Here is a 13,739-nt window from a genome sequence, read left to right as displayed (position 1 = left end):
GATTGCGACATGCCCCGATCGACCGGACGCACGATTGCGGTTCTGACCGTCATGCTTGGCCTTGCCGCCGGTGTCGCGGTCGCGGCGCCGGCGCCGCGCGGGATCGTCACGATCAACCGTTCCGTGGTCCAGCTTCAGGATCTGTTCAGCGATGCGGGGCCGAAAGCGGGCGATGTCCTGGGGCCGGCGCCTGCGCCGGGGCAGCGGATCAATGTTGGCGCAGCGCAGCTCTCGGCCATTGCCCGTGCCTACGGCGTCGGCTGGACAGGCAGCGGGTCGGACAATGTCGTCGTCATCGAGCGTCCGGGCGTGCCGGTCAGGGCGGCGGCGATCACGCACGTATTGCGGCCCGCCCTGCTCGGCGCAGGCGCACCCGACCATTTCGTGGTTCAGCTGGGCTCGGATCGCCTGCCGATGATTCCACCCGGCGCGCTGCCGGACATCGTGGTCAACAATGTTCGCTATGATCAGGTCAACGGGCAGTTTGCCGCCTCCCTCCTGATCAGCGCCACCGGCATGAAGCCCGAAAGCTTCGATATTACCGGTATCGCGGCACCTGCCGAGCGGGTGATCGTCGCTCGCCGCACCCTGCAACCCGGCGATGTCGTCACCATCAATGACGTCAAGATGGCATGGGTCGCCAGGGCAGCGTTGCCGCAGGGCATCCTGACCAGCGCGGCCGACGTGCTTGGCATGCAGATCAGCCGCCGCCTTGCTGCGGGCACGCCACTCAGCCGGCAAACCATGGCACGGGTCATGATGGTCACCCGCGGCGCGACGGTCAGCCTCGCGGTGGAGACACCCGGTCTTGAAGTGACGGCCGAGGGGGTGGCACTGGCCTCTGGCCCTGAAGGTGCCGTGATCCCGGTTCTCAATCCGAGTTCGCGCGAGGTGGTGCAGGCCGTGGTCGATGGGCAGAATCATGCCCATGTCATCCCCGGCAGCCACCCCACGCCACAGAATGGGACGGTGCCGTATTACAGCCGCATGGTTGGCCAGAATGGCTGAGCGTTTCCTTGTGTTCCTGTCGAAACAGCGCAGGCGTGGGCTGAGGATCTCCGCTTTTGCCGTTGTCTCGCTCTTGCAGGGATGTGGCGCGTTTTCCAACCTTGCCTATGTCGGTCGGCCGCCGCCGATGTCGCCCATCGTCAATCCGACCAAGGAGCCATCCTGGCGCCCCGTGAGCATGCCCATGCCGCCGCTCAGAAAGGTGCCGACCGAGCCCAACAGCCTCTGGCGCCGGGGGGCGCGCGCATTCTTCAAGGATCAGCGGGCTTCACAGGTCGGCGATATCATCACCATTCTGATCAACATCAATGACAATGCCAATGTCAAAGACCAGACGACGCTCGGTCGCACCGGCTCGGAATCCCTTGGCGTGCCGAACCTGTTCGGTCTGGAGAGCCTGATACCGCGCGTGATCGGCAAGGCAGTCAGCCCATCCAGCCTGGTGTCAGTGTCGGGTGCCGGCAATTCGACCGGCACCGGTCAGATCCAGCGCAACGAGGCGGTTTCGCTCTCCCTCGCGGGAGAGATCACCCAAGTCTTGCCGGATGGAAATTTCGTGGTGATGGCGAAGCAGGAAATGCGGGTTAATCATGAATTGCGAGTCCTGACCGTCTCCGGCATTTGCCGGCCGCAGGATATTTCGAGCAGCAACACCATTCAGTCCAATCAGCTGGCCGAAGCACGGATTTCCTATGGCGGCCGCGGCATTGTGAGCGGGCAGCAATCGCCTCGCTACGGTCAGCAGATTCTCGACGATATCGTGCCGTTCTGACGTTGCGGCACGAGGGTCGCCCGGCAGGCTGGCTCACGCCATCCGAGTACAAGCGTTCCTGACGGTGAATCTGCCGGTTATCCTGTCAGGCTGCTCGGCTGTTCCGTGCCGATGCCATGATCCTCTGTTTATCAATACGCTAGAGCACCAAATCCGATCCGAAAGGACCGGGAAGTGAGCTAATGATTGACAGTCATGACCGTGAACCGACAGGTCAAGCGCCGCACGGTTCTGTGGACCCATGAACCATGCAAGAAAAAATACCTTGGTCACATGCGACCATAGTCGCTTGTTCCATTGAGCCAATGTATTGTGCAGGATTGAACGCCTTGGTAGCGGCGGGCGGATTTGAACCACCGACCAAGGGATTATGATTCCCCTGCTCTACCGCTGAGCTACGCCGCCCCATGGCTGGCGTTGAGGTAGCGTCACAGGAGGAGCAAGTCAATCATGTTGTCTTCATGGCCGCCCCGCCCGGTGATAGGGGTGTCCGGCGAGGATGCATTGCGCCCGGTAGAGCTGTTCGGCGAGCACGGCGCGGGCGAAAAGGTGGGGCAGGGTCAGCCGGCCAAGCGACAGCACGGCCTCGGCGCGCTCGATGATCCGCCGCTCCAAGCCTTCGGCGCCGCCGATGACGAAGGCTAGCGGCCGGGCGGTCTCGCGCCATGAGGCGAGCATTGCGGCGAAGGTAGCACTGTCAGGCGCTTTGCCGTCGAGATCGAGAGCAATGACCAGATCGTCGGCGGTAAGGCGGCGGAGGATCGCGTCTGCCTCGCGCCGCTTGATCTCAGCCGGGCTTCCGGTGCCATCAGGCAGGGCGACAACTTCCAGCCGGGGCTGGAGCCGCGCGGCGTAGCGGGCGACGAGATCGGCTTCCGGTCCCCTGGTATCGCGCCCGATCGCAACGATGCGCAACCGGGCGCTCGGAGCCGTCACACCGGCTCGTCCAGATCGGCACTCCACATCTTTTCGAGCGCGTAGAGCTCGCGCGCTTCCTGCTTGAAGAGATGGACGACGATGTCGCCGGCATCGACCAGCACCCAGTCCGATCCGCCGGCACCCTCGACCTGCACGCGCTTGACGCCGATGGCGGCGAGCTTCTCGAGCAGGTGGGTCGCCATCGCGGCGATCTGCCGGTCGGCAAGGCCGGTGGCCACCACCATCCGGTCGGCAAAGCTGGCACGGCTGGCAAGGTCGATCGTCACGATATCCTCGGCCTTGTCGTCGGCTAGGCTCTCGGTGATGACCTGTTCCATCTGCGCGAGCCGTTCGGCAGCCTTGTCCGCGCTGCGGCGCTGGCGTGCGGTTTGCGGCGCGGGGCCGGCGATGGCGGCCTTCTTGCGCGGGGTTCCTGGGGTCTTGGGTGCAGCCTCGGCGGGAAGCGGCGGCTTGCGCTTCGCCGCCGGCTTTCGCGGTGCGGCGGTGGGCGGGGTCGAGCGGGTCGGCGGGCGGGCTATGGCCGGTCTCCTTGAATGCCGTGCGACGCGCCTGCCTTGCGGGCACGGGCGCGCAGCGCGGTGGCTGATAATGGATTTTCGCGCGCGGGCAGCCAAGTCCAGGCCGGCGGTGGGCTGCCGGGGAGGGTCGCCGCCGAGCGCGCAGCGATCCGTGCATTTCGTAGCACATCCGCGGCCCGCCCGGCCAGCGCGGCGCGCGTTTCGCCCGGCCGCGGCAGCACGGCGATCGGCACGGCGGCGGCAATATCACGCCAGCGGTGCCAGCGGTGCAACTGGGCGAGGTTGTCTGCCCCCATGATCCAGACGAAGTGCGCGCGGGGAAACCGGCGGCGCAGCTTGGCCAGGGTGTCGGCGGTCCGGCGGGTTCCGAGCGCGGCTTCGATCCCCGTTGCGACGAGTCGCCGCCCGTCGGCAAGCCGTGTCGCAGAGGCGAAGCGTTCGGCGAAGGGTGCCATGTCAGCGCGGCTCTTCAGCGGATTGCCGGGCGAGACCATGAGCCAGACCTGATCGAGTTTCAGCGCCCTGCGCGCCGCAGTCGCGACGTGACGATGGCCCTCATGCGCGGGGTTGAAGCTGCCGCCGAGCAGGCCGATGCGCAGTGGCCTGCGGTCGCCGAAGCGCGGCAGTCGGTCAATGTTCAGGGACGCACCTGGCCGGTGCCGACGACGTGGTAGCGGAATGTCGTCAGCTGTGCCGGGCCGATCGGGCCGCGGGCGTGGATTCGCCCGGTGGCGATGCCGATCTCGGCGCCGAAGCCGAACTCGCCGCCATCGCAGAACTGGGTCGAAGCGTTCCACATCGCCACCGCGCTGTCGGTGCCGGCGAGAAAACGGCCAGCCTCATCGGCGTTTTCGGTGACGATCGCCTCGGTATGCGACGAGCCGTGCCGGGAGATGTGGTCGAGTGCTGAGTCGAGATCGTCGACGACGCTGACCGAAAGCACCGAATCGAGCCATTCGGTGTCGAAATCATCGGGCCCCGCGGCGGGGAGATTCGGCACGATGGCCCGCGCGCGGTCGTCGGCGCGGAAGGTGCAGCCAAGGGCGGCGAGATCCTCGATCAGGCGCGGGAGCAGGGCAGGGGCGATGGCTGCGTCGATCAGCAGGGTTTCAGTGGCGCCGCAGATGCCGGTCCGCCGCATTTTCGCGTTGGCGAGCACGGTTCGGGCCATCCCCGGATCGGCCTCGGCATGGATGTAGGTGTGGTTCAGCCCCTCGGCATGCGCGAGCACGGGCACTCTTGCCTCGCGTTGCACCCGCTCGACCAGCGACTTGCCGCCGCGCGGGATGATGAGGTCGATCTGCCCTGACGCGCCCAGCATCGCCGCGACGAAGGCGCGGTCGATATTCGGGGCGATCTGCACGGCGCCATCGGGAAATCCGGCCTGGCGCAGGCCCTTGGTCATCGCGAGATAGATCGCGGTATTCGAATGATAACTTTCCGAGCCGCCGCGCAGGATCACCGCATTGCCCGACTTGATACAGATCGCGGCAGCATCGGCGCCGACATTGGGGCGGCTTTCATAGATCATGCCGATCACCCCGAGCGGCTGCGGCACGCGGCGGATCACGAGGCCGTTGGGCCGCGTCCATTCGGTGAGGCTGGCTGCCAGCGGGTCGGGCAGGTCGGCAATCGCCTCGATTCCGGCGGCGATCGCCTCGATGCGCGCCTCGTTCAGCAGCAGCCGGTCACGCATCGCCGGCGATCCCGCGAAACTGTCGAGGTCGCGGGCGTTGGCAGCGAGGATGTTCACGGCGTGAATGCGCAACTCGGCCGCGGCGGCGCGCAGTGCGCCATCGCGCCGGGCCGCCGGCATTGCTGCAAGGCCACGCATGGCAGCGCGCGCGCGGCCCGCGGCGGCGTTAAGGAATTCTTCGGCTTTATGGGTCGCGGTGTCCATGGAGGAAGAATTGCGCGCCCGCGGCCGGCAAATCAACCGTCAAACTGTGGATCGCCCTTTCGGCCGCGTCCCGGACAAGCTATCCCGGAGCGGCCAGGAGACAGTGCGGGGGTTTTTCGTGCCGGACATCGCCACCAGGGACGCCGTCGGAACCGCCGTGCTGCGGCCGCTCGCGCAGGAGGATGCCGCCCGCTTCCACCAACTCATCAACGATTGGGACATCTGCCGCCGGCTGCCGGAAGCGCCGTTTCCCTATCCGCTGGAGACGGCCGAGGCCTGGGTGGCTGCGGCGGTGGCCGATCGTGAGGCCGGGCGCGCTCATGAATTCGCGATTCTCGATGCCGATGGCGGCATGATCGGCAGTGCCGGCCTGCGGCTCGATGCCGCGCGGGGCAGCGCTGCGCTGGGCTACTGGATCGGCCGACGTTTCTGGCGACGTGGGCATGCGGGGGCGGCGGTCGCCGAATTGCTGCACTGGGGGTTCGCCGAGCTGCCGATCGCCATGATCGAGGCGACGGTGGCCGCCGACAATGCGGCCTCGGTCGCGCTGCTCGAACGCGCCGGGTTCAGCGCGACGGGGCGGGGCCATGCGAAGTTCATCGGCCAGCCCGGCGCCAGCCTGCCGGTGGTGCATTACGCGATCACGCGGGAGGCGCTGGCGCTGCGCCATCTCGCAGCTCCCGAACCGGTGTCAGCGACCGCGGTCACTGCCGTGAAGCCGCTGGTGCTGGTGGCCGCCTGCGCGCTGGTCGATATCGAGGGGCGCATCCTGCTGGCCCGTCGCCCGCCAGGGAAGAAGATGGCGGGGCTGTGGGAGTTTCCGGGCGGCAAGCTCGCCCCGGGCGAAACCCCCGAACAGGCGCTGGTGCGCGAGATGGAGGAAGAACTCGGCATTCGGCTCCGCGAGGAGGATGTCGCCCCGTTCGCCTTTGCTTCGCACGCCTATGACCAGTTTCATCTGCTGATGCCGCTCTATCTCGCCCGCCGCTGGAGCGGCACGCCCGAGCCGCGCGAGGGCCAGGCACTGGCCTGGGTGGCGCCGGACCGGCTCGATGAATACCCGATGCCGCCGGCCGACCGTCCGCTGCTGCCGCTGCTGCGCGATTTTCTGTGATCCGGGAGACCTGTATGCCCAGTAACCCCACCGCCGTCATCCTGATCATCGGCAACGAGATTCTCTCGGGCCGCACGCAGGATGTGAACACGAAATTCATCGCCGGTCGTCTCGCAGTGCTCGGCCACCGGCTCGAGGAGGTGCGGGTCGTGCCGGATATCGCCGAGCGGATCGTCCGCGCGGTCAATGAACTGCGCGCCGCCTATGACAATTTGTTCACCACCGGCGGCATCGGGCCGACGCATGACGACATCACCAGCGAATGCATCGCCGCCGCCTTCGGCGTGCCGTGGGAAAAGCATCAGGAGAGCTGGGACGCGCTGGAGCGGCATCTCGGCCGTGAGCAGTTCAACGAGGCGCGGCAGCGCATGGCGATGCTGCCGCGCGGTGCCGTGCCGATCCCGAACTCGGTCTCGATCGCGCCGGGATTCTCCATCGGCAACGTGCATGTGATGGCCGGCGTACCGCGGATCATGCAGGCGATGTTCACCGGGCTGGAGACTGTGCTGACCCGCGGCACGCCGATCGCGATGCGGGCGGTGCATGGGCTCGGGGTGAAGGAAGGCAGCATCGCGGCCCGGCTCTCGGCGATCCAGGCGCGGTATCCGCAGATCGACGTTGGCAGCTATCCGTTCTACCGCGAGGCCGGCAGCGGGGTGGCGGTTGTTGTCAAAGGTACGGATGTCGAGGCGCTGGATGCAGCAGCCGGTGAGGCCGAGTCGCTCATTGCAGCCGAGGGCATCACGCCGGTCCGGGGTGAACCGCCGGTGTGATGCCGGCACGGCTAGAGCACTTCCCGATCCCTTCGGATCGGGTGTAGCGCTCTATTGTATTGATAAAAATAGTATCTTTGCCTAATCAAATGGTTCCATCTGATCGGACGATCCTCTAGCTGATCGGACGATCCTCTAGTGATCGTCGTCGTGGCCCAACGGCAGGCTGAAGCCGAAGGACAGGCCGGCCGGGAAGGACGGCGCATAATACGCCGGCGGCGGTGGCGCATAATAGGCCGGTGGCGGCGGTGCGTAGTAGCGGGGTGGGGGCGGCGCGTAATAGACCGGAGGCGGCGGCGGCGCGTAATAGGCCGGCGGGCCGGCAAAGCCGATTGAAAAGCTCGGGCCGCCATCCCAGTCGGCTTGGGCGACGCTGGTCGCGGCGAGGACAACACAGGCGGCCATCGCACCGCCGACGATGATGCTGGTTCGCTTCATGTGGGCATCTCCTGATCGATGATCGTAATCTGTCAGGAGAATGCGGCGGAATTCGGCGATCCTGATTTACCGCTGGATGAAATTCCGTTCATCCCGCGGTTCAGCCCTGGCGCATGCCTACCGCCTCGATGAACAGAGCGACGATCAGCACCGCGAGCACGACGATCGAGATCGCCCAGCGCAGGATGAGATAGTTTCCCGGCACGATGTCGCGCCCGCGGCCGACCGTTTCGGCCACGATGGTCGCGAAGAAGCCGGCAATCAGGATCGCGATGGCCAGGCGCGGCGCCTGGGCCAGCGAGAGGGCGAGCAGAGCGAGCCAGCCGACCAACGCCGGCAGCACACCGAACAGCAGGCGCTGGTTGTTCAGCCGCATCTCGGGCACGATGCCGCCTGGCTCCAGTGCGAAGCCCCAGTGTACCGCGCCGAGAAAGGCGAGGATGCAGGCGCCGTAATCGATCATGACAGTGGTCGCGAGCGGAGCGCGCGTCGGGTCGGTGATGATGGCGGCGAGGCTGACCAGGAAGGGGACCAGCCCGGCGATTGCGAGCAGGGTGGCGATGGTGAAGGGAGCGCGGTTCATGCCTGTTTATGTCATGAAATCGAGCCCGATATCCAGCACCCGCGCGCTGTGGGTCAGCCACCCGGCCGAGATCAGGTCGACCCCGGTTTCCGCGATGGCGGGGGCGCTCTCCGGGGTGATCCGGCCGGAGGCCTCGGTGATCGCACGATCTTTCGCCATCGCGACGGCCCGGCGCAAAGTTGCAGGGTCCATGTTGTCGAGCAGCACGGCATGCGCACCGGCCTCTAGCGCCTCGGCGAGCTGGTCGAGCCGGTCGACCTCGCATTCGATTTTCACCAGATGGCCCACCGCGGCGCGGGCACGGCGCACCGCGAGGCCGACACCGCCGGCAATGGCGATGTGGTTGTCCTTGATCAGCACCGCGTCATCGAGCCCGAAGCGGTGATTGGCGCCGCCGCCGCAGCGCACAGCGTATTTCTGCAAGGCCCTCAGGCCGGGAATGGTCTTGCGCGTGCAGGTGATCCGCGCCCCGGTATGGGCGATGGCGGCGGCGATGCCGGCGGTGGCGGTGGCAACCCCGGAAAGCTGGCCGAGAAAGTTCAGCGCTGTCCGCTCGGCCGAGAGAATGGCACGCGCCTTTCCCTCGATCCGCGCGATCACGTCGCCGGGCGCGACCGTGCCGCCATCCGGGATCAGGATATCGAGCGCGAGGGACGGATCGAGCAGGTCGAAGGCGATGGCGGCGCAATCGAGGCCAGCAATCGTGCCCTTCTCGCGGGCGACGAAGGCGACGGTGGTGCGGCTGTCGTCCGGAATCACCGCGTCGGCAGTGATGTCGCCGGCGCGGCCGAGATCCTCGAGCAGGGCGGCGCGAACAGCCGGTTCGATCATGATGCGGGGCAGCTTGGTCATGCGGCGTGGGGCCTTTGCGCGAGGGCAGCGGCACGGGCGAGGGCCGCCGCCTGGGTGAGATCGGAATGGCGCGGCTGCGCGGCGCGGGAGGGCGCATCGGTCCGCGCATGGGCGCCACGGCTTTCGGCGCGGTCGAGTGCTGCGACGCCGATCATGAGGCCGATCAGCGCGGCATCGTGAGCCGGAGCCAGCGGGGCGAGGCGCTCGATCAGGTGCGCCAGGCCGGCGGCATCGCGCAGCACGCCGAGATGGCGGCTGACAAGATCGCGCACCAGCGCCGGTGGCGGTGCGCTGCGCGGCGCAGCGGCGGACGCGGTCATCGAGGTTGCATCGGGTTCACCGGCGAGCGCGGTTCCGGCATCGGTGCCGGTGACGAAGGCTTCGAGCAGCGAGTTGCTGGCCAGGCGGTTCGCGCCGTGCAGCCCGGTGCAGGCGGCCTCGCCGGCGGCGTAGAGCCCGCCCACGCTCGCGCGGCCCTGCGCGTCCACGGCGATGCCGCCCATGTGGTAATGCGCGACCGGGCGCACCGGGATCGGCTGTCGCGCGGGATCGATCCCGGCGGCGCGGCAGGCGGCGTCGATCGTCGGGAATCGGGCGGCGAAGCCGGCGCCGAGATGTGTGGCGTCGAGCGTGACGCGGTGGCCGGCGGCGAGATGATGGACAATGGCGCGGGCAACCTCATCGCGCGGGGCGAGTTCGTCGGTGAAGCGCTGACCGGTCTCATCGGTCAGGATGGCGCCTTCGCCGCGCACCGCCTCGGAGATCAGCGGCATCGGCGTGGCGCCGGAATCGAGTCCGGTTGGGTGGAACTGGACGAATTCGAGATCGCGCAGCACGGCGCCCGCGCGTGCGGCGAGGGCGAGGCCGGAGCCGTCGGCACCTGGCGGGGTGCTGGTGTGGCGCCACAGCGCGCCGACGCCGCCGGTCGCGATCAGCACGGCGGCGGTCGGGAGATGGACGATGCAGCCAGCGGTCTCGACCCAGAGGCCACGCACCCGGTTCTCCGCGACATCGAGCGCCACGGCGCGCGCGTGTTCGATGATCGTGACATGCGGGGCGGCGCGCACGGCGGCGGCGAGCGCGGTGGTCAGGGCGCGGCCGGTGGCATCCTTCACATGGCTGATCCGGCGGCGCGCATGGGCGGCTTCGAGGCCGAGCCCGGCGTCGAAGCGCACGCCGTGGGCGCGCAGGGAATCGATCACGAACGGCCCCCTGGCGATGATGCGCGAGACCGCGGCGGCGTCGCATAGCCCGTCGCCGGCAGCGAGTGTGTCGGCGATGTGCAGGTCGATGGCATCGTCGGCGCCGATGGCGGCGGCGATACCGCCCTGGGCCCAGAGACTGGCGGCGCCGGCATCGAGCGTGCCGGCGGTGAGCAGTCGCACCGGGCGTGGCGCGGCGGCCAGGGCGGCGGCAAGGCCGGCGAGCCCGGCCCCGACAATGATCGGGGCGTTCATGGGATTGTGCGCATCCGCATCAAGGTATCGCGAGAATGCGCTATCAAGGTATCGCGAGCATTCGCTCGACCGCCGCGCGTGCCGGGGTGGCGAGGGCAGGGTCGATCGTCACCGCTTCGGTCATGGTTTCCAAAGCGCTGCGAATGCCGGCCAGGGTGATCCGCTTCATGTGCGGGCAGAGATTGCAGGGCTTGACGAAGGTGGTTGCGGGATTGGCGGCGGCGATGTTGTCGGCCATCGAGCACTCGGTGATCAATGCTGCGCGGGCCGGGCGGTGGCGCGCGATATAGTCGGCGATGGCGGCGGTGGAGCCGGCGAAATCGGCGGCGGCGACCACCTCCTCCGGGCATTCCGGATGGGCGAGGACGGCAACCCCGTCATATTGCTGGCGTACCTGCACGATGTCAGCGGCGGTGAAGCGCTCGTGCACCTCGCAGGCGCCGTCCCAGGCGATGATGCGGATGGTGGTTTCGCGCGCAGTGTTGGCGGCTAGAAAGCGGTCCGGCAGCATGATCACCGCGTCGGTCCCGGCGGCGCGGGCGGCGTGCTCGACCACCTTGCGGGCATTGGCCGAGGTGCAGCAATAATCCACCTCGGCCTTCACCGCGGCTGAGGTATTCACATAGGCGATCACCGGCAGGCCCGGATGGCGGGCGCGCAGGCCGCGGACATCGGCGGCCGTGATGCTTTCGGCGAGCGAGCAGCCGGCGCGGGAATCGGGGATCAGCACCGTCTTGTCCGGGTTCAGCAGCTTCGCGGTCTCGGCCATGAAATGCACCCCGGCGACGACGATGACCGAAGCGCGGGCCAACATCGCCTCACGGGCGAGAGCGAGGCTGTCGCCCACGATGTCGGCGACGCCGTGATAGATGTCCGGCGTCTGGTAATTATGGGCAAGGATGATTGCGTCGCGCGCCTGCTTGAGGTCGCGGATTGCCGCGATGTCCTCTTGCATCAGCGCCCATTCGGCGGGCGGGACATGTGCGGCGAGCGGCGCGGGAACGGGGGCAGCGGCGAGAGTCATGGCCACATCCTTATGCTCGAAATGAGCATATCATGAGCGATTTTATGGCCGAAAATCGGCTGGATCAACGCCTCTTATAGTGGATGTGAGTATAATTCGGTCAAGGTGTGGCGAGCGGCGGGCGGCTGCCGGTCATGGCCCGTTCGTCACGGATGGCACTGCGGAAATGGAACAGCTTGGCCGGCCGGCCGGGGCCGTTCGCGAAATCTCCCGTTTCTTCCAGCAGGTTCTGGCTTTCGATGAGGCGCCTGAAGTTCTGCTTGTGCAGTTTCTGGCCGCTGACGGATTCAATGCAGTGTTGCAGCTCGAGCAGGGAAAATCGCTCCGGCATCAGCTCGAAAACGGCGGGCCGGGCCCGCAGCCGGGCACGCAGCCGGCTGATCGCGGTGGCGAGGATGCGGCGGTGGTCGGCGGCGAGCGTGGCACCCGGGGCGAACTCGCCATGCGCCGGCCGGCCGTCGCGCGCGGCCTCGCGCACCAGCCCGGCTTCGTAGAGGAGTTCGTAGCGGTCGAGCGCCAGATCCTCCTGCCAGGGCGTGCCGTCGAGCCCGAAGCAGCGGGCGATGCGCGCGCGGCGCGTCGGCTCCGTGCCCACCCAGCTTCGCAGGCCGGGTTCGATCCGTGAGGCGGCGTCGTTCGCGGTGCGGCGGTCTTCCCAGGGAAAGTAGCGGTACCAGTCCTGCCACGAGACCTGGCCGCCGAGCCGAGCCCGCGTCTCGCTGCTGAGGGCGAGGTAGGAGATCGAGATGCTCCGCCCAGCACGGCTGCGGCCGGCATCGGCGAAGGTGTAGAGTTGCTCCACATGGCCGAGCGGATGTCCGGTCTGGCGCTCCACCCGGTCGCGCAGCCCGGCCTGCAGCGATCGATGGGCCGATTCGAGCGGGCCGGCGGGCAGGGCGCTGCCGTCGTGCAGGGTGAGGACGCGGGGTGTTGCGTCGGTGACGGCGACAACGACCGCGATCAGTTCAGCGTGGATCGGGTCGGCGCTATCGCTCACGGCTTCATCATCCGGAAGGCGAGGCGGGCGGCGAGTCCGCGCGGCGCGAAACGGGTGCCGAAGGCCATGGCCGCGTTGCTTCGCCCGGCGACGACGCTGGAGCGCCCGGCGAGCAGTGCTGCGACGCCGATTCGCGCGACCTCGGCGCTGGTCATCGCGCTGCGTTTGGTGAAGGTGGAGCGGATCTGGCCGGCGGCATCGAAGAACTCGGTTTCGGTGACGCCGGGGCAGAGCACGGTAGTACGCACGCCGCGTCCGGACAGCTCGACATTCAGCGATTCGCCGAGCGATAGGACATAGGATTTGGTCGCGGCATAGGCGGCGTAGAGCGGAACCGGCTGGAACGCGGCAGTGGAGGCGACCATCATGATACGGCCCCAGCCGCGCGCCGCCATCGGAGCGGCGAACAGCCGTGTGAGATGGGTCAGGGCGGTGATGTTCACCGCGAGCATCGCCTCGGTCCGTGTCCATTCGGCCTCGGCAAAGGGGCCGAAGACGCCTAGTCCGGCATTGTTCACCAGAATGTCGATGGTCGGGAAGCGTTCGGCCAAGGCGAGGCGGCCGGCCTCATCGGCGAGGTCGGCGGCGGCGGTTTCGGCGGTGACGCCGAACAGGCGGCATTCGGCAGCCAGCGACTCGAGCCGGTCCTGCCGCCTTGCGGTGAGAATGAGGTCAGCACCACGCTGGGCGAGCTGGCGGGCAATATCGGCGCCGATGCCGCTGGAAGCCCCGGTGACGAGGGCGCGGCGGCCACGGAAAGCGTCGGTCATTGATCCGTCTCCTTCGGTCGGTCATGATGGCGGGACAGCAGTGTGTGCGCAATTCGGTGGTTCCGGAAAGGCCGGAAGCCCTTTGAGCGCATGAATACCCCGCTCATAATGGGCTCGAAGACGAACAGGGAAGGGACGCGTAATGAAGTTTTCGATTGGAGCAGCAGGATTGCTGCTCGTCGCCATCGCGGCACAATCTGCGGTGGCCCAAGCCCAGCCCGCGCAGGTGCAACTGGCGACGCGCGATATGACCCAGATGCTCTCGGCGATCGGGCATTCCGATTACAAATCTTTCGTGGCACCGACGTCATCGACATTCCGGGCCCATGTCGACAGCAAGAAGTTTCCCGCTCAGGCGGCCGCCATCGACGCGAAGATCCCGCTATCCCAGCCTTTCGCCGTCAAATACCTGACGACGCAGCGGGTGGGCTCAACGATCGGCTATATTTTCGAGGTGACGCTACAGGGGGGCAATCAGGTTCTCACCGACCTGACGCTCACCGGTACCAGGGTCTCGAGCTTCCACCTTCTTTGAGACGGGCTTCTCTGGAGTACTACATCGGATCCTTTTGGATCGGATGTAGTGCTCTATAA

General features: G+C 67.4%; 16 protein-coding genes and 1 tRNA gene. 5 read left to right on the top strand and 12 right to left on the bottom strand.

Annotated elements, in window-relative coordinates; translation table 11 throughout:
- The first annotated feature begins 9 nt into the window (after positions 1-9).
- On the top strand, positions 10-1,008 hold the full coding sequence (gene flgA / locus HUW10_RS06395; protein ID WP_174502740.1) for a flagellar basal body P-ring formation chaperone FlgA: 999 nt from the start codon (positions 10-12) through the stop codon (positions 1,006-1,008).
- Positions 1,001-1,780, top strand: a complete 780-nt coding sequence (gene flgH / locus HUW10_RS06390; RefSeq protein ID WP_174502739.1) for a flagellar basal body L-ring protein FlgH — start codon at positions 1,001-1,003, stop codon at positions 1,778-1,780. The genes flgA and flgH overlap by 8 nt, the downstream gene beginning before the upstream one ends.
- Positions 1,781-2,110: 330 nt before the next feature.
- On the opposite strand, the gene HUW10_RS06385 is transcribed toward flgH, so the two are convergent.
- From HUW10_RS06385 to HUW10_RS06365, 5 genes are all read right to left on the bottom strand, one after another.
- Positions 2,111-2,185, bottom strand: a tRNA-Met gene (locus HUW10_RS06385).
- A 54-nt stretch (positions 2,186-2,239) separates the two neighbouring features.
- Complete coding sequence (locus HUW10_RS06380; RefSeq protein ID WP_236656252.1) at positions 2,240-2,716, bottom strand: 23S rRNA (pseudouridine(1915)-N(3))-methyltransferase RlmH; 477 nt, start codon at positions 2,714-2,716, stop codon at positions 2,240-2,242.
- Positions 2,713-3,108 (bottom strand): ribosome silencing factor, encoded by a 396-nt coding sequence (rsfS, locus tag HUW10_RS06375; RefSeq protein WP_174504773.1) that lies wholly within the window; start codon positions 3,106-3,108, stop codon positions 2,713-2,715. Before rsfS ends, HUW10_RS06380 begins: the two co-directional genes overlap by 4 nt.
- Before the next feature lie 125 nt (positions 3,109-3,233).
- Entirely contained in the window at positions 3,234-3,872 is a 639-nt protein-coding gene (locus tag HUW10_RS06370) for a nicotinate-nucleotide adenylyltransferase (protein ID WP_371808644.1), read from the bottom strand.
- A gap of 2 nt (positions 3,873-3,874) precedes the next feature.
- Positions 3,875-5,137: a glutamate-5-semialdehyde dehydrogenase gene (locus HUW10_RS06365; protein ID WP_174502738.1), complete on the bottom strand. Its 1,263-nt coding sequence runs from the start codon at positions 5,135-5,137 to the stop codon at positions 3,875-3,877.
- Between the two features lie 103 nt (positions 5,138-5,240).
- Between HUW10_RS06365 and HUW10_RS06360 the strand changes: the two genes are divergently transcribed.
- Entirely contained in the window at positions 5,241-6,251 is a 1,011-nt protein-coding gene (locus tag HUW10_RS06360) for a bifunctional GNAT family N-acetyltransferase/(deoxy)nucleoside triphosphate pyrophosphohydrolase (protein WP_174502737.1), read from the top strand.
- A 14-nt stretch (positions 6,252-6,265) separates the two neighbouring features.
- Complete coding sequence (locus HUW10_RS06355) at positions 6,266-7,024, top strand: molybdopterin-binding protein (protein WP_174502736.1); 759 nt, start codon at positions 6,266-6,268, stop codon at positions 7,022-7,024.
- 135 nt (positions 7,025-7,159) lie between these two features.
- Here the strand turns inward: HUW10_RS06355 and HUW10_RS06350 are convergent, their stop codons facing one another.
- The 7 genes from HUW10_RS06350 to HUW10_RS06320 form a co-directional block, all read right to left on the bottom strand.
- Entirely contained in the window at positions 7,160-7,462 is a 303-nt protein-coding gene (locus HUW10_RS06350) for a hypothetical protein (protein WP_174502735.1), read from the bottom strand.
- A gap of 100 nt (positions 7,463-7,562) precedes the next feature.
- Positions 7,563-8,045, bottom strand: a complete 483-nt coding sequence (locus HUW10_RS06345) for a DUF3429 domain-containing protein (protein WP_174502734.1) — start codon at positions 8,043-8,045, stop codon at positions 7,563-7,565.
- A 6-nt stretch (positions 8,046-8,051) separates the two neighbouring features.
- Positions 8,052-8,897 (bottom strand): carboxylating nicotinate-nucleotide diphosphorylase, encoded by an 846-nt coding sequence (gene nadC / locus HUW10_RS06340; RefSeq protein ID WP_174502733.1) that lies wholly within the window; start codon positions 8,895-8,897, stop codon positions 8,052-8,054.
- Positions 8,894-10,354 carry an L-aspartate oxidase gene (locus HUW10_RS06335; RefSeq protein ID WP_174502732.1) on the bottom strand — a complete coding sequence of 487 codons (1,461 nt, stop codon included), beginning with the start codon at positions 10,352-10,354 and terminating at the stop codon, positions 8,894-8,896. The genes nadC and HUW10_RS06335 overlap by 4 nt, the downstream gene beginning before the upstream one ends.
- Before the next feature lie 43 nt (positions 10,355-10,397).
- Positions 10,398-11,378, bottom strand: a complete 981-nt coding sequence (gene nadA, locus HUW10_RS06330) for a quinolinate synthase NadA (protein ID WP_174502731.1) — start codon at positions 11,376-11,378, stop codon at positions 10,398-10,400.
- A 100-nt stretch (positions 11,379-11,478) separates the two neighbouring features.
- Positions 11,479-12,375 carry an NrtR DNA-binding winged helix domain-containing protein gene (locus HUW10_RS06325; RefSeq protein ID WP_174502730.1) on the bottom strand — a complete coding sequence of 299 codons (897 nt, stop codon included), beginning with the start codon at positions 12,373-12,375 and terminating at the stop codon, positions 11,479-11,481.
- A complete protein-coding gene (locus HUW10_RS06320; protein WP_174502729.1) occupies positions 12,372-13,145 on the bottom strand; it encodes an SDR family oxidoreductase in 774 nt (257 codons plus the stop codon). The genes HUW10_RS06325 and HUW10_RS06320 overlap by 4 nt, the downstream gene beginning before the upstream one ends.
- Positions 13,146-13,287: 142 nt before the next feature.
- Here HUW10_RS06320 and HUW10_RS06315 point away from each other — a divergent pair, with 142 nt between their 5' ends.
- Complete coding sequence (locus HUW10_RS06315) at positions 13,288-13,680, top strand: hypothetical protein (protein ID WP_174502728.1); 393 nt, start codon at positions 13,288-13,290, stop codon at positions 13,678-13,680.
- Positions 13,681-13,739 lie beyond the last annotated feature (59 nt).

The organism is Acidiphilium sp. C61, assembly GCF_905116885.1.
In the GTDB taxonomy this organism is placed as follows: Bacteria; Pseudomonadota; Alphaproteobacteria; order Acetobacterales; family Acetobacteraceae; genus Acidiphilium.
Note: the sequence above shows the minus strand (reverse complement) of the source record. Positions and strands in the feature narration are given on the sequence as shown.